The sequence below is a fragment of the Mycoplana sp. MJR14 genome (assembly GCF_029210525.1).
GTDB lineage: Bacteria > Pseudomonadota > Alphaproteobacteria > Rhizobiales > Rhizobiaceae > Mycoplana.
This window is the reverse complement of sequence record NZ_JARGEO010000007.1, coordinates 53,184-68,735: the sequence shown is the minus strand read 5'-3', so window position 1 is coordinate 68,735 and position 15,552 is coordinate 53,184. Positions and strand designations below refer to the sequence as shown.

10 protein-coding genes are annotated in these 15,552 nt (G+C 66.6%); 6 read left to right on the top strand and 4 right to left on the bottom strand.

Annotated elements, in window-relative coordinates; genetic code table 11:
- Positions 1-20 precede the first annotated feature (20 nt).
- Both P0086_RS17030 and P0086_RS17025 read left to right on the top strand, forming a co-directional pair.
- Positions 21-2,042 (top strand): GumC family protein, encoded by a 2,022-nt coding sequence (locus P0086_RS17030; RefSeq protein ID WP_275787683.1) that lies wholly within the window; start codon positions 21-23, stop codon positions 2,040-2,042.
- Positions 2,043-2,054: 12 nt separating this feature from the next.
- Complete coding sequence (locus P0086_RS17025) at positions 2,055-3,386, top strand: UDP-phosphate alpha N-acetylglucosaminyltransferase (protein WP_275787681.1); 1,332 nt, start codon at positions 2,055-2,057, stop codon at positions 3,384-3,386.
- 5 nt (positions 3,387-3,391) lie between these two features.
- Here P0086_RS17025 and P0086_RS17020 read toward each other — a convergent pair whose 3' ends face one another.
- From P0086_RS17020 to polA, 3 genes are all read right to left on the bottom strand, one after another.
- Positions 3,392-4,483, bottom strand: coding sequence for a glycoside hydrolase family 5 protein (locus tag P0086_RS17020; protein ID WP_275787678.1), 1,092 nt, complete (start codon positions 4,481-4,483; stop codon positions 3,392-3,394).
- Entirely contained in the window at positions 4,476-5,705 is a 1,230-nt protein-coding gene (locus tag P0086_RS17015) for a glycosyltransferase family 4 protein (protein ID WP_275787674.1), read from the bottom strand. Before P0086_RS17015 ends, P0086_RS17020 begins: the two co-directional genes overlap by 8 nt.
- Before the next feature lie 206 nt (positions 5,706-5,911).
- Positions 5,912-8,899 carry a DNA polymerase I gene (polA, locus tag P0086_RS17010; protein ID WP_275787671.1) on the bottom strand — a complete coding sequence of 996 codons (2,988 nt, stop codon included), beginning with the start codon at positions 8,897-8,899 and terminating at the stop codon, positions 5,912-5,914.
- A gap of 465 nt (positions 8,900-9,364) precedes the next feature.
- Here polA and P0086_RS17005 point away from each other — a divergent pair, with 465 nt between their 5' ends.
- From P0086_RS17005 to P0086_RS16995, 3 genes are all read left to right on the top strand, one after another.
- Positions 9,365-10,756, top strand: coding sequence for a dipeptidase (locus P0086_RS17005; protein WP_275787668.1), 1,392 nt, complete (start codon positions 9,365-9,367; stop codon positions 10,754-10,756).
- Positions 10,757-11,002: 246 nt separating this feature from the next.
- Complete coding sequence (locus P0086_RS17000) at positions 11,003-11,959, top strand: YbhN family protein (protein WP_275787665.1); 957 nt, start codon at positions 11,003-11,005, stop codon at positions 11,957-11,959.
- An 81-nt stretch (positions 11,960-12,040) separates the two neighbouring features.
- Positions 12,041-12,508, top strand: coding sequence for a BA14K family protein (locus tag P0086_RS16995; RefSeq protein ID WP_112594607.1), 468 nt, complete (start codon positions 12,041-12,043; stop codon positions 12,506-12,508).
- 58 nt (positions 12,509-12,566) lie between these two features.
- Here the strand turns inward: P0086_RS16995 and P0086_RS16990 are convergent, their stop codons facing one another.
- Positions 12,567-12,779, bottom strand: coding sequence for a hypothetical protein (locus P0086_RS16990; RefSeq protein ID WP_112594609.1), 213 nt, complete (start codon positions 12,777-12,779; stop codon positions 12,567-12,569).
- 303 nt (positions 12,780-13,082) lie between these two features.
- On the opposite strand from P0086_RS16990, the gene P0086_RS16985 reads away from it, so the two are divergent.
- Positions 13,083-15,317, top strand: coding sequence for a transglycosylase domain-containing protein (locus tag P0086_RS16985; RefSeq protein ID WP_275787662.1), 2,235 nt, complete (start codon positions 13,083-13,085; stop codon positions 15,315-15,317).
- Positions 15,318-15,552 lie beyond the last annotated feature (235 nt).

The following is a 15,552-nucleotide window of genomic DNA, read 5'->3' as shown; positions in this document are numbered from 1 at the left end:
GACCGGCAATCGGGCATGTGATGGACATCGACATTTTTCAGTTGCCGGGCATCGTGAGGAAGAGGATCCACTACGTGATCCTCGCCGCGGTGGTCTGCGCCCTGCTGGGAATGGCCTTCGTCCTCACACAGAAGCCCTTCTACCGCTCGACCGCGGAGATCTTCGTCGACATCGGGGCAGGCCCCGTCGTCGGCACCGACACGGGCGGTTCCCTCAACGTGCAGCAGGTGATCGGCAGCCAGGTCTATCTGATCCAGTCCCGCGACGTGCTGCACCAGGTCGTCACAAAGCTCAACCTCACCAGCGATCCCTATTTCAACCACCGCGGGCTCCTGTCCCGGTTGCTGGGGGGCGCGAAGGCCGATGCCGCGACGGTCGACGGCATCATCAATGCGCTTCTGGAGAACCTGAGCGTCGCTCGCAACGGCGACAGCTTCGTCTTCACCATCACCGTCAAGCACGGAAACAGCGAGATGGCCGCGAAGATCGCCAATGCGATTGCCGAAAGCTATCTGGCGGTCGCCGACAAGGCACGCCTGGACGTCAGCCTGAAGACCACCCGCACGATCGCCGAGCAGGCGGAAGAGCTGCGCCAGCGGGCGCTGGACGCGCAGAAGGCGGTGGAGGACTTCCGGGCCGAGAACGGCATGATCAGCACCGGCGACCAGGGTCTGATCACCGACCAGCAGCTTGCCGGCCTGAACCAGCAATTGCTGACCGCGCGCCAGCAGGTGGAGCAACTGAAGACGGCTTACGAACAGGCGCGCCAGCTCAACGTGTCCAATGTCGAAGCGGGCGCCATTCCCGAAACGCTGAATTCGGGCGCACTCTCCGGGCTGCGCAGCCGCTATTCGCAAGCGCTCGACCGCCAGGCGGAACTGGCGGCCAACCTCGGCAACGACCATCCGCAGATGCGTGCCATCCGCTCCCAGATCGCCAGCATCCGCAACGCCATCGAGATCGAGCTGGAGCGTATCCGCCAGCTGTCGGCCAATACCTACGAGCGCAGCCGGGCCAACCTCGCCTCGCTGGAAAAACGCTTCGACGAGCAGGCGGCGTCGACGAAGGACAGCGGCAAGCTCCGCTTCCAGCTGGTGCAGCTGACGAGCGAGGCACAGGCCATCGATGCGGTCTACAAGGCCTTCCTCACCCGCGCGGAAGAACTGAGCCGCCAGCAGGATCTCGGCAACGGCAACTCCCGGATCATTTCCGAAGCTGTGCCATCGGACAAGGCCGTGCAGGCGCCGAAGCTGCTGGTGCTGATCGCCGCCATTCTGTTCGGTGCGGCCGCCGGGGCCGCGCTTGCGGTCCTGCGGGAGCTGCTCGGCGGCACCCGGCGCATCGAACGGAGCCTCGTCGCAAAGACCGGCGCACCCATGCTGGCCGTGATGGCGGGCAGCGAGCCTTCCCCCGCAAGCCGCCTCGACAGGCTGGCGCGCCGGATGCCGTTCGCACGGCCGGCCGCACCGGAGGCCTTGCCGCACGAGGCCGGGATCCGCAGGTTGGGCCAGCTGCTCGAAGCGGAATTCGGCACGACCCGACCCGCCACCATCGCCTTCCTGTCGCCCGACGGCAGCGGCCGGGACAAGGTCGCCGCCGCGGTGGCGCGCGAGCTGCATCTGGCCGGCGAGGTCGTGCTCTTTTGTAACGGCGAACTTCGCCGCAGGGACCATCTGGCCGCACGACCGTCCGCCAGCGTCAAGATCCGCCTCGATGCCGCAGCGCCGCGCGACCATGCGCTTCAGGATATCTTGCACTTCGAACGCATCGGTTCCGGCGGGCTGAGAAGAATCGCGGCGCTCGGATCCTCCCGCGTCAGTACCGCGCCCAGGTCCGAGCCCGTCGACTTCGCCGTCGTCGATTGCAGCGGCACGCCCGCCGAAACGGTCATCCCCACCGTGCTCAAGCACGCAGACGCCGTCATCATCGTCTCGACGGTCGGCGCTTCGGGGGGCGATGCGCTCGATACGCTGATGGCGGAGATCGGCCCGTGGCGCGACAAGATCCTCGGCAACGTCCTCCTGTCCGGCAAGGCCTCATAGGAGACGCTGAGGATGGCCCGCACGGAAACGATCGGCACCGGGACGGGTTTCGGCAACCGGTTCGGCCGCAGCAGCCCCGATGTGCGCCACGACGCTGCTGTGCCGGCGGGGATCGAGCCCGTGCGCATTGCGGCGATCGTGACGGTGATCGGCGGGCTGGTGTTCAACGCCCTCCTCTGCCTGGTCAACACCCGTTTCATGGGGACGGCCGACCGCCATGTCATCATGTCGGAGCTCGCGATCGTCGGCTGCGCGTTTCTCGCGGCGATGACGCGACGATCGACGCTCTACGTGATCCTCGGCGTCTTCGTCAGCTACATGATGTTCCTGTTCATGCTGCGCGGGCAGGTGAACCCGAAGGCGATTCGCGACATCCTGATCCCGCTGACCTTCTATTTCATGGCCGCCCGCATCGCGGATGCGAAGCTCGCCGACAAGCTCGTGATGGCGAGCGGCCTGATCGTCGTCGGCTTCGGGCTCTTCGAATATCTCTTCCTCGAGACCTTCCTCGAATACTTCAACGTGATCGGCTACTATCTGGCGCGCGGCACGGTGACGCTGGACCAGGTGTTCGGTCAGACCAAGGGCCTGTTCATTTCCGGCCAGCGCCCCGAGGCCCGCACGATCCTGCCCTTCCTCGGCCAGCACCGCGTCTCCTCCGTCTTCCTGGAGCCGGTCTCGATGGGCAATTTCGCCGTGATCATCTACTCATGGGCGCTCTATCGCGGGCGCGCCTTTCCGGGCCGGTGGCTGGTGTTCGCGCTGGCCTTCACCGTGATCGCGCTGGCCGACGCCCGCTTCGGGCTCTACAGCTGCGTGCTGATCACGCTGCTCTATCCGGTCTATTCGTTCCTGCCGCGACTGGTCTGGGTGGTCCTGCCCTTCTTCCTGCTCGCCGTGCTGACGATCTACGGCATCACCTCGGTCTCCGGCGGCGGCCCGAACGATCTCGCCGGACGCTTCGCCGTCACTGCACACATCCTCACGCAGCTCGACCTCGGCGTCGTGCTCGGCTCGGAGACGACCGACGCATTCACCGCCGATTCCGGCATCTCCTACTCGCTGACCGCGTTCGGCATCTTCGGCTTCATCGGGCTCTGGACGATGTTCGTGCACGCGCCGCTGAAGGAGGCGCGGGCCTGGCGCTTCCACTCGATGATGATCGTCTACCTGCTGCTGCTGATGCTGATCAGCGACTCGTTCTATTCGATCAAGACCGCCGCCCTGATGTGGTTCCTGGTGGGCACCGCCGGCGCCTGCCGGGATGCGACCCCGCCGCGACGGCCCGTCCTCGCGAAGACGCCGCTACGGCGGGTCGCAACGACCCTGCCACGGCACGCGTGACGCTCCTACTCGGTCTGGCCGAGCGCCGGGCAGGCGCCGGTCTTCGCCGGGATGCTGCCGCCATATTCGAGGGCGCGCAATTGCAGCCGGTCGCCGTCCTTGGTTGGCTGGATGTTGAGTGCCTCGGTCGGCGGCCACCAGTCACCGGCCGCCCAGTAGGTCCAGCCGGTCCACACGTCCGGCGCGCCGTCGACCACGGCGGTCATGCGGGACAGCGCCGTCAGGCATTCGGTCTTGGCGGATGCGCCGAACTCGCCGAGGAAGCCACGCTTGCCGTTCTCGCGCAGCCAGGCGGTGAAGCGCTCGAGTGCCGCGACGGCGCTCTCCGCGCCCTCGCAGGTGTCGTGCGTGCCGGAGAAATCGTCGTCGAGATATTGGTGGACCTCGTAGGCGTAGTTCTTCGCTGGATCCTCGACGCCCAGCATCACGCGGGCGTTCGAGCCGCCGGGCCGGTCGCTCTCCCAGCTGTGGGCGCCGGTCCAGATCGTGCCGGGGACGTAGACGAGATTGTCAGCCCCCGCGCTGCGGATCGCGGCGATGGCGGCGTTGGCCGCAACGAGCCATTGATCGGCCGGAATGTCGTGAGGCTCGTTCATCAGGCCGAACTGCACGGCCGGGTCGTTGGCGAACTCGGTGGCAAGCCTGCGCCAGAAGTCGGCGAAGGCCTCCACGGGGACCTCGTCGGAACCGATCTGCCGGCCGGCGTGATAGGCGTAGTTGTGCGGATCGAGAACCACCGTGAAGCCGGCCGCCTTCAGGCGCTTGACGGTGTCGACGAGGCGCCGGCGCTCGCCCATCGCGAACGCCCGGCCGAGCCTCGGCTGGAGACGCTCCCAGCGGAACGGCAGCCGCGCGCCGTTGAACCCCTTGCCGGCGAAATACTGGATGGTCTCGTCACTGGGATAGATGTAGTCCTTGCCGTAGACGCCCGGCGGATCGCCGAACTCGGCGCCGGCGAAGTTGACGCCGCGCATGCAGGCGGCGGAGGCCTCGAGCGGAAGAACCAGGGCCAGCGCCAGCCCGCCGATCCGCAGTGCCCCACGTCTGGCATGCGCGGACCGGGATGCGATCCGCCCGGTACGCCGGCGCTCAGCCATTGGCCGCCACTTCATTGCCTTCACTGCCCTTTGCCGCCGGATCCCATTCGGGCGGCGCGACGCCCCCCAGTATCTCAGTGTAGATCTCGGCATAGCGCCGGGCCACATGATCCCACGCATAGCCGTCTGCCGCGCGCATGGCCCGCGTCCGGTAGCCGGCGACGTCGCGGGCGAGCGCCAGGAAGGCCGAGTGGATCGTTCCGGCGGCCGCTTCCGCGTCCTCGAAGTCGCAGAGGCGAATCTCCGGATGCTTGGCGGCGAGGTCCTCGTAAGCCTGGTTCGGATGCAGCAGGGGCATGAGACCGGCGCTCATCGCCTCGACCGCCACGAGGCCGAAGCCCTCGTATTCGGAGGCGGAGGCAAACAGCGAGCATCCCGAGATCAGCGTCCGGATCTCTTCGTTCGACAGGCCGACATGCACCTCGATATGGTCCTCGAGCGCCCGTTGGCCGATCATCCGCTCAAGGTCCGCCTCGGTTAGGTCGCCCGGGACACCCACGACCGAGAGGCGCCAGTCCGGCTCGTGCACGACGAGCCGCGACAGGGCTTCGAAAAGACGGTCGAGCCGCTTGTTGGACGAGAAACGGCCGATGGTGACGATGCGGCGCAGCGGCTTGCCGGCGCCCGCGTTGCGGAATTTGGCGACGTCGGCGCCGTTGTCGACCTCGACGACCCGGCGTCCGGCGATCTTGCGGAACAGCCGGGCGTCCTGCGCGCTGCAGGCGATCAGCCGGCGGTAGGCGAGCGCCGACAGGCGCGTCGTGACGTTGAACCAGGCGAGCTTGAGTGCCGCATAGCGGTCGGTGTGAAAGAAGCCGCCATGGGTCGTGGCGACCAGCGGCTTGCCATGCAGGAGCTTGCCCCAGGCGAGCGCGTCGAAGAAGAAGTCGATAGCGTGCACATGCACGAGGTCGGCATCCTTCAGATGCCGGAATACGCCCGGCGCGATGGGATAGCGGGTGCTGCCGGAGAACGGAATGCGCACCACCTCGATCCCGTCGACAAGCTCGCGGTCCGGCAGCTTGCGATCGGGGGCGGTGAAGAGGCGATCCAGCGTCACGACGCGAACGCGGTAGCCGCGCGCGCAAAGCTGGCGCGACAGGTTGAGGACGACATCCTCCAGCCCGCCGCGGCTCGGCGGAAACTGGCGCACGACCTGCACGGCCAGCGGCGCGCGCCTGTCAGGATCGCTGGAAAGACTGCCTTGCAGAAATGCGTCCATGCCGTCATCCGTGCCGCATCGCATTGCGGGTCATCCGCAATTTCCAGGCGCCGGTCGATGACACGCGCCCCCCAAGCCTCCCGCAGAAGCGCAGGAAGCCCTTAAGGCCGCGTTAAGGCCGGCCGGCCGGGGCTGAGTTCCGCGCGAAACGTCGGTACGTGGTAAACGGACCCGCAACAGTTGCACCGGCTGCGCCGACGAAACGCCTAGTGCGCTTCGTCCCAGTTGAGGGCCGCGCGCGCATCCACCTTCAACGGCACCTTCATCGACAAGGCCGGCATGGACGCGTGCTCCATCACGCCGACGATGACGGGAATGGCGCGTTCCACTTCCGCGTCCTCGACCTCGAAGACGAGCTCGTCGTGCACCTGCAGCAGCATCCGCGCCGACAGGCCGTTGTCGGCAAGCGCCGGCTCCATCTTGATCATGGCCCGGCGGATGATGTCGGCGGCCGAGCCCTGGATCGGGGCATTGATCGCCGCCCGCTCGTTGAAGGCGCGCACCGAGGGATTGGAGGAGCGGATCTCGGGATAGTGCGCGCGGCGGCCGAAGATCGTCTCGACATAGCCGTGCTCGCGGGCAAAGGCCTTGGTCTCGTCCATGTAGTCCTTGATGCCGGGGAAGCGCTCGAAATAGCGCTTGATGTAGTCGCCGGCCTCGGAGCGCTCGATCGACAGCTGGTTGGCAAGGCCGAAGGCGGAGATGCCGTAGATGATGCCGAAATTGATCGCCTTGGCGCGGCGGCGGACGTCTGCGGGCATGCCCTCGACCGGCACGCCGAACATCTCCGACGCCGTCATCGCATGAATGTCGACACCGTCGGCGAAGGCCTGCCTGAGCTGCGGGATGTCGGCGACATGGGCCAGCACGCGCAGCTCGATCTGGCTGTAGTCGGCGGAGACCAGCTTGTGGCCGGGGGTCGCGATGAAGGCGGTGCGGATCTTTCGGCCCTCGGCATTGCGCACCGGGATGTTCTGCAGGTTGGGGTCGGACGACGACAGGCGGCCGGTCGTGGTCGCCGCCAGCGCATACGAGGTGTGCACCCGCTTCGTCTCGGGGTGGACGAAGCCCGGCAGCGCGTCGGTATAGGTGGACTTCAGCTTGGTCAGTTGGCGCCAGTCGACGATCTTGCGCGGCAGCGGCACGCCCTGGGCGGCCAGGTCCTCCAGCACCTGCGCGGAGGTCGACCATTGGCCGGTCTTCGTCTTCGAGCCGCCGGGCAGGCCCATCTTGCCGAACAGGATGTCGCCGAGCTGCTTCGGCGAGCCGATCGTGAAACGTTCGCCGGCGAGCGCGTAGATCTCGTCCTCGAGCGCGGCGGCACCCTGCGCCAGCTCTCCCGACAGGCGCGACAGGATCTGGCGGTCGATGGTGATGCCCCGCTCCTCCATCCGCGCCAAGACGGGCACCAGCGGCCGTTCCAGGCGCTCGTAGACCGTCGTCATCTTCTCCGCCGCGAGCCGCGGCTTCAGGACGTGCCACAGCCGCAGCGTCACGTCGGCATCCTCGGCGGCATAGGCCGTCGCCCGGTCGATATCGACCAGATCGAACGTCTGCGCGCCCTTGCCGCTGCCGGCCACATCCTTGTAGGCGATCGGCTTGTGGCCGAGCCAGCGCTCGGAGAGCGAATCCATGCCATGCGTGCCGGCGCCGGCATCGAGCGCATAGGACATCAGCATCGTGTCGTCGAAACCCTGCATGGTGACGCCGTGGCGCTTCATCACGAGGTAGTCGTATTTCAGGTTCTGCACCACCTTGAGGACAGACGCGTCCTCCAGCAGGTCCTTCAGCCGCGACAGCGCGTCGCGCATCGGGATCTGCCCGTCGACGAGCCCGCCGCCCAGAAGGTCGCCGACGCCCGACTTGTGCAAGAGCGGCACGTAGGCCGCGCGGATCGATATGCCGGACGGGTCCCTGCCGTTGTCGGCGATCGCCAGGGAGAAGCCGCAGAGCTCCGCCTGCATCGCATCGAGCGACGTCGTCTCGGTGTCGAAGCCGACGAGCCCGGTCTCGCGCGCGGCCGCGATCCAGCGGTCCAGGGTATCGAGGTCGCGGATCGTGACATAGGCGGAATGATCGATCGGCTGGCCGGAGAGGCGGGCCGCGCGCGTCCGGGCGAGCGTCGCGGGTTCGTGCCCGTCGGCCGATGCGACCGGCAACAAGGTTTCGGCCGCCTCGGCGGCACTCTCCTCCGGCACGCCGGCAGCATCCGGTCCGGAAGCCCCGCCCTTGTCGAGGTCCGGGCCATGGGCCTCGGCGCCCCATTCCACCGGCACGTTGGCGGGATCGATCGCGGACGCGTCGCAGTCACAGGCCTCGGCAACGCGCCGCGTCAGCGTGGTGAACTCCATCGCCTTGAGGAAGGCGATCAGCTTCGGGCCGTCCTGCGTTTCGAGGACCAGATCCTCCAGCGGCACGTCGAGCGGCGTGTCGGTCCTGAGCGTCACGAGCTGGCGCGACAAAAGCGCCTGGGCGCGGTTGGCGATGATGTTCTCCCGGCGCTTCTGCTGCTTGATCTCCTCCGCGCGCGCGAGCAGCGTGTCGAGATCGCCATATTCCTCCAGCAGCTGGGCTGCGGTCTTCGGCCCGATGCCGGGGATGCCCGGCACGTTGTCGGTCGAATCGCCGGTCATCGCCTGCAGGTCGATCATCTTGTCCGGGGTCACGCCCCATTTCTCGATCACCTCGGGGATCGAAATCTGCTTGTCCTTCATGCTGTCGTACATCGACACCTTCGGGGTGACGAGCTGCATCAGGTCCTTGTCGGACGACACGATGGTGACATCGGCCCCGGCCGCCTCGGCCAGCCGCGCATAGGTGGCGATCAGGTCGTCGGCCTCGAACCCCTCCTTTTCGATGCAGGGCAGGTTGAAGGCGCGCGTCGCGTGGCGGATCAGCCCGAACTGCGGGATCAGGTCCTCCGGTGGGGCCGTGCGGTTGGCCTTGTACTGGTCGTAGAGCTCGTTGCGGAAGGTCTTCGAGGAATAGTCGAAGATGACCGCGAAATGGGTGGGCGTCACACCGACGTCGGTGTTGCGCGCATCCTTCAGGAGCTTCCACAGCATGTTGCAGAAGCCGGAGACGGCATTGACCGGCAAGCCGTCCGACTTGCGGTTCAGCGGCGGGATCGCGTGAAAGGCGCGGAAGATGAAGCCCGAGCCGTCGACGAGGAAGAGATGGTCACCATTTTTCATGGCGTTAGGGATAGCGTGCGCGGGTCCTCGCGTCCATCGTCCATTGCGCTTGCCGCCAGGCTTGCCAAACCGCTTTGGAGCCTCACACAAACGTTACCAATTTGTAATTTCCGGTGCCGCGCAAATCCCTTGAAAAGCCACATTCCGAGGCCCAAATGACAGTCATCGGCACCTGATCAAGCCGTGGTCTGGCATCCCGGCCTGTCCCCCGCCGCGCCAGACCAGAGGACAAAGGCCTTATCCCCCTCTCCGGGCCTTTGTCCACAATTCATAAGGGCCGCTTCGAACGCACCTCCCGTCCGAAGCGGCCCTTTTCGTTTCCCCGCCCCGATGTGCGTCCCCGCCCGGCCCCACGACGAAGCCGCGCCGCGGCAACCGTCGTGGCTTTGTGCGCACCCATCGCTTTTCCCCGTTCCCACTTTCGGCAGACATGCATTATGGTCCGTCCGCAAAGAGGATTCGACCATGACCAACCTGTTACCCGTACTCGACCACGCCGCCGCGAACGTGCCCGCCGCCCTGGAGCGCCTGTTCGAACTCGTCCGTATCAAATCGATCTCGACCGACCCGGCCTACAAGGCCGATGTGCGGCGCGGCGCGGAGTGGCTGGTGAGCGAACTGCGCACGCTCGGGTTCGACGCCACCGTGCGCGATACGGCCGGGCACCCGATGGTGGTCGCCCACCACGAGGGGGCCAGCGCCGATGCGCCGCACGTTCTTTTCTACGGCCACTACGACGTGCAGCCGGTCGATCCGCTGGAGCTCTGGGAGCACGACCCGTTCGAGCCGGCGGTGCGCGACATCGGCGGCGGACGCCGGATCATCACCGGCCGCGGCACCTCCGACGACAAGGGCCAGCTGATGACGTTCGTCGAGGCGTGCCGCGCCTACAAGGAGACGGCCGGAACGCTGCCCTGCAAGGTCACGATCCTGTTCGAGGGGGAGGAGGAGTCCGGTTCGCCGTCGCTCAAGCCCTTCCTGGAGGCCAATGCGGCCGAGCTGAAGGCCGACTATGCGCTCGTCTGCGACACCAACATGTGGGATGCCGAGACGCCGGCGATCTCGGCGGGGCTGCGCGGGCTGGTCGGCGAGGAAGTCGTCGTCAAGGCGGCGGACCGCGACCTGCATTCGGGCTATTTCGGCGGGGCCGCGGCCAATCCGATCCATATCCTCGCCGACATCCTCGCCGGACTGCACGACCGGGACGGGCGCGTGACGCTGAAGGGCTTCTATGACGGCGTCGAGGAGACGCCTGCCGACATCAAGGCCACCTGGGACAAGCTCGGCCAGACGGCGGAAAAATTCCTGGGCGAGATCGGCCTGGCCCTTCCCTCGGGCGAGAAGAACCGCTCGGTGCTGGAACTGACCTGGGCGCGGCCGACGGCGGAGGTCAACGGCATCATCGGCGGCTATACGGGCGACGGCTTCAAGACGGTGATCGCCGCCGAGGCCACGGCGAAGGTCTCGTTCCGGCTCGTCGGCAAGCAGGACCCGGGAAAGATCCGCGACGCCTTCCGCGCCTATGTCCGCGCGAAGATACCGGCCGACTGCTCGGTGAGCTTCCACGCCCACGGCGGTTCGCCGGCGATCCAGTTGCCCTATGATTCGCCACTCCTGAACAAGGCGAAGGATGCGCTTTCGCAGGAATGGCCACAGCCCGCCGTGATGGTCGGCATGGGCGGCTCCATCCCGATCGTGGGCGACTTCCAGAAGATGCTCGGCATGGAATCGCTTCTGGTGGGCTTCGGGCTCTCCGACGACCGCATCCACTCGCCGAACGAGAAATACGAGTTGCGGTCCTTCGAGAAGGGCATCCGCTCCTGGGTGCGCATCCTTTCGGCCCTGGCGGCACGCTGACGAATTGTTGACCGTCGAGGGCGCGCAAATCGCGCGCGTTCGCGGTCGCATCGTTGTCCGGTTGGCCGAGAGTGGTTAACGTCGAGCGGATGGGAACCAGGGACGGGTGCAGACCCCGACGGGGTCGCTGCCGCGACAGAAGACGGCCCGGAAGGGAAGCAACGGCATGAACGACAATCCTGGACATCGCCTGCGACCCGGTCTGTTCCGACGCAGCCGTCGCCGGTCCGGGCAGGCACCGGGCGCATGAAACTCGGCAAGCTCTTCTGGCCCCTCGTCGGGGGGGCCGCGATCATCTTCTCCCTCTGGATCCTGTACCACGACCTCAGGGGGCTGTCGTTCCACGAGTTCCGCGACAGCCTTCTGGCCATTCCGCCTTCGGGATGGGCGCTCGCGGCTGTTGCGACGATCGCGGCCTATGCGGCGCTTGCCGCCTACGACCACCTGGCGCTCGAGCACCTCGGCCACCGGATATCGCTCTGGTTCATCACGGTCGCCTCGTTCACCGCCTATGCGCTGGCCCACAATATCGGCGCATCGGTCTTCTCCGGCGCCGTCGTGCGCTACCGCGCCTACACCTCCAAGGGACTGTCGGCGAGCGAGGTCGGGGTGCTCGTCGCCTTCTGCTCGTTCACCTTCGCGCTCGGGACGGCGGTGCTGATGGGGCTGGTGCTGATCATCGAGCCGGAGATCATCGAGCGGGTGTCGAAATTCCTGCCGGTGGAAGCGGCATTCTCGACCGGCGTGCTGATCCTTACGCTGGTCGCGATCTACCTCACCGGCAGCCTCGTTGGGTTCCGGCCGGTCAGGACCCGCTGGCTGAAACTGGAATATCCTCGGCCGTCGGTGGCCTTCCGGCAACTCCTGATCGCGCCGGTCGAACTGGTGGCGGCGGCGGCGATCATCTACTTCGTCCTGCCGGAAGCCAACAATCCGGGCTATCTCGTCGTGCTCGGCATCTTCCTCGCCTCGTTTTCCGCAGCCCTGCTCTCGCATGCGCCGGGGGGCATCGGCGTGCTGGAGCTGATCTTCATCGCGGGCCTGCCGGAACTCGATCCCGTCGACGTCCTGGCTGCGCTCGCCGTCTTCCGGATCTTCTATCTGATCATTCCGTTCGTGCTCGGCCTCGGCGCCGTGCTGGTGTTCGAGCATGCACGCTATACGCAAATGCGGCGGGAGGAGAGCAACCGTCGGCAGGGATAGGCGGTTCATCGCCCGTTCAGCCGAATTCCTGCATCATCCGGCACGTCATTGGAAGGTTTGATGGCTCTCAGGAGTGAAAAGATGAGAAAGATCGTCAGCGGCCTCATGGCGGCCGCGCTATCAGCGGCAACGCTCGCAGCCAGCCTGGTGCCGGCGCAGGCGGCCGGAATGCCGCGTGCCGACGTCACCGTCCAGTCGGACGTCGAGAACGTCGACTACTATGTCCGCCGCGGCTATCGTCCGCCGCCGCCCCACTACGGCGGTTCGCGCTACTATCGCAGCGGCTACTATCGCGGCTACCGCGGCTATCCCTACTATCGCGAGGGCTACCGCCGCTACGACGACGGCTACTGGTATCCGCTGGCCGCCTTTGGTGCAGGCGCGATCATCGGCGGGGCGATCGCCAGCCAGCCGCGCTACGTCGACGGCGGCGTCAATCCGCGCCATTTCGAATGGTGTGCCGCGCGCTACCGCTCGTATCGCGCCTATGACAACACCTTCCAGCCCTATGGCGGGCCGCGCCAGCAGTGCCTGTCGCCCTACTACTGAAACAGCGAAGGGCGGCCCACGAGGCCGCCCTTTCCCTTGTCACGCGCCTGAAGCCCGTTCACTCTGCCGGTTGCTGCTGTTCGGCAGCCGTGTCGTTCTTCTTCAGGAGAACGACCTCATCCGAGGCGGGCGTGGACTTTTCCGAAATGCTGGCCGTCGTGGTCGTCGTGTCGACGTCGGCCTTGGCGTTGGTCTGGTGATAGGCGCAATCGGCAAAAGCCATGGGAGCCGACAGGCCGAGCGCGCATGCAAATACGAGGATGCGTTTCATCAATCGTCTCCTTGTTCGTTGCAGCGAGAGGATATCGGCGCAGGCCGCAAAGCGGAAATCACGATTGCGCGCGCGTCGCGTCAGATGAACGTCGCGACAGCACAATCAAGGAGAGAACGCCCCGTTCTCTCTCCCCATTAAGTCGTCCTTAACCACCCCTTAAATCGCCGCATTTAAAGTTCAACGGACCGAGAGCCCTGCCTTCGCGGCCGCTCTTCAGAATAAAGGCGCTACCGTAACGCCCTGTCCGCGCTGCGGACCTGGCTCGAGCGGCACGGACACGAAAGGCATATTTCTTCCAGGATGGCAGGCCGGCGCAAATCACAGCGGATCGAGCCCTCGTTCAACGACGAGGACGACTACGACGATGACGATCTGCGCATCGACGAGGAGGATCGCGTGACCCGATCTGCGACGCGCAAGGCGAAGCCCGCGGCCCGCAAGGCGCCGGCGTCGCGCCGGAGAGCTCCGGCCCGCAAGCGCCGCCACAGCGGCGGCGGGGGCCTCCTCGGTGCCGTCCGGTTCCTCGCCTACTGGTGCGTCGTGCTCGGCATCTGGGGCGGCATGGCGATCGGCGCGCTCGTTCTCTACTACGGCGCGCAGATGCCGAGCGCGACGACCTGGAACATTCCGGCGCGCCCGCCGAACGTCAAGATCATCTCGACCGACGGCACGGCGATCGCCAACCGCGGCACCACCGGCGGCGAAGCGCTGGCGCTGGAACAGATGTCGCCCTACATCCCGCAGGCGGTGATCGCCATCGAGGATCGCCGCTTCTACTCGCATTTCGGCATCGACCCGCTCGGGCTCGCCCGCGCCATGGTGACGAACATTGCGACCGGACGCATGGTCCAGGGCGGCTCGACGCTGACCCAGCAGCTCGCCAAGAACCTCTTCCTCTCGCCGGAACGGACGCTGGAACGAAAGGTCCAGGAGGTGCTGCTCTCCTTCTGGCTGGAGCACAAGTACACCAAGGACGAGATCCTGGCGATGTACCTGAACCGCGTGTTCTTCGGCTCCAACGCCTATGGCGTCGAGGCCGCGTCGCGCCGCTACTTCAACAAGTCCGCCCGCGACGTGAACCTCGGCGAGGCGGCGATGCTCGCGGGCCTGTTGAAGGCGCCTTCGCGGCTTTCGCCGGCGCGCGATCCGGAGGCGGCGGAAGAGCGGGCGCAGGTCGTGCTCGGCGCGATGCGCGACGCCGGCTTCGTGACCGAGCGGGAGATCACCACCGCCATGTCCCAGCCGCCGACACGGGCAAAGAGCTACTGGTCGGGGGCCGAGCACTATGCGGCGGACCTCGTCATGGACCAGGTGCCGGCGCTGATCGGCGACATCACCGAGGACCTCGTCGTCGAGACGACGATCGATCTCGACCTGGAGAAGAAGGCGGAGGATGCGATTGCCGCCGTGCTCGACGCCGAAGGCGCCAAGCTCAACGCCTCGCAGGCCGCCCTCGTCTCGATCGACGGCACCGGCGCGATCCGGGCGCTCGTCGGCGGCCGCGACTATGCCGAAAGTCAGTTCGACCGTGCCTCCAGGGCCAAGCGCCAGCCGGGCTCGGCCTTCAAGCCGTTCGTCTATGCCACCGCGCTGGAAATGGGCCGCTCACCGCTGTCGATCCGCAACGACGCACCGGTGCGCATCGGCAAGTGGACGCCGGAGAACTACGACCAGAAATATCGCGGCGAAGTCACGCTTTCGACCGCCCTGGCCAACTCGCTGAACACGATCGCCGCCCAGCTTGTGATGGAGGTCGGGCCGGACAACGTCATCAAGCTCGCCCACCGGCTCGGCATCGAATCCGAGATGCAGTCGAACGCCTCGATCGCGCTCGGCACCTCGGAAGTCTCGCTCGTCGAGCTGACATCGGCCTATGCGCCGTTCATGAACGGCGGATACAAGGCGACGCCGCATATCATCCGCCGCATCTCCACCGTCGAGGGCCGGGTCCTCTACGAGAATACCTATGACAACCCGCCGCGCGTGCTCCAGCCCGAGATCGTCTCCATGATGAACGGTATGATGACCCGCGTCATCACCGAGGGTACGGGCAAGAACGCGAAGATCCCGGGCTGGGAGGCGGCCGGCAAGAGCGGCACCACCCAGTCCTTCCGCGATGCGCTGTTCGTCGGCTACACCAGCAACCTGACCACCGGCGTCTGGTTCGGCAACGACGACGGCAAGTCGATGAAGAAGGTGACCGGCGGCGGGCTGCCCGCGAAGGCCTGGAGCCGGTTCATGATCGCCGCACATGACGGGCTTTCGCCGTCGCCGCTGTTCGGCACCACCGGCGGCGGACTGCCGGTGGCGAGCGCCGAACCTCCACCGGCTGCCGGGGAAGGCGAGGAATCGCTGGCGGAGATGGTGGCGCGCGCGCTGGGCACGAGCAGCCGCGACGGCGGCGGCGAGACGGCCACGGCGCCGGAACAGACCGGCGGCATCGGCGGCGATCTGCCCGTCCCGCCGGCCGATGTCGGCGCGCAGCCGGCACGGCCGCGGCGCTCCAGCCTGCTGGACGTGCTCATCGGCGGATGATCGGGCCGGGCGACGAGGCATCGGTTCCGCCCGTCCGACAGGCGCCGGCAACCTTGACGGAGACAGGCGGCCCCACCACATTTCAGCCGGAGGCATCGGCCTTTTTCGACTGTCCGCGCCGGTCTGGAAGGCGCATTCCAGGGAGATTGACGCCTTGCAGTCACCTAGACTGATCCTTATATAGCCGGAAACCGCGGCCCCGTTCGCGAATTCCTGCAATACCATCCCACTAGGG

Bases quoted from the DNA above. Each gene is read 5' to 3' on its own strand.
- P0086_RS17005 (WP_275787668.1), top strand. From the start codon at position 9,365: ATGACCAACCTGTTACCCGTACTCGACCACGCCGCCGCGAACGTGCCC.
- P0086_RS17030 (WP_275787683.1), top strand. From the start codon at position 21: ATGGACATCGACATTTTTCAGTTGCCGGGCATCGTGAGGAAGAGGATC.
- P0086_RS17015 (WP_275787674.1), bottom strand. From the start codon at position 5,705: ATGGACGCATTTCTGCAAGGCAGTCTTTCCAGCGATCCTGACAGGCGC.
- P0086_RS17020 (WP_275787678.1), bottom strand. From the start codon at position 4,483: ATGGCTGAGCGCCGGCGTACCGGGCGGATCGCATCCCGGTCCGCGCAT.
- P0086_RS16995 (WP_112594607.1), top strand. From the start codon at position 12,041: ATGAGAAAGATCGTCAGCGGCCTCATGGCGGCCGCGCTATCAGCGGCA.
- P0086_RS17025 (WP_275787681.1), top strand. From the start codon at position 2,055: ATGGCCCGCACGGAAACGATCGGCACCGGGACGGGTTTCGGCAACCGG.
- P0086_RS16985 (WP_275787662.1), top strand. From the start codon at position 13,083: ATGGCAGGCCGGCGCAAATCACAGCGGATCGAGCCCTCGTTCAACGAC.
- P0086_RS16990 (WP_112594609.1), bottom strand. From the start codon at position 12,779: ATGAAACGCATCCTCGTATTTGCATGCGCGCTCGGCCTGTCGGCTCCC.
- P0086_RS17000 (WP_275787665.1), top strand. From the start codon at position 11,003: ATGAAACTCGGCAAGCTCTTCTGGCCCCTCGTCGGGGGGGCCGCGATC.
- polA (WP_275787671.1), bottom strand. From the start codon at position 8,899: ATGAAAAATGGTGACCATCTCTTCCTCGTCGACGGCTCGGGCTTCATC.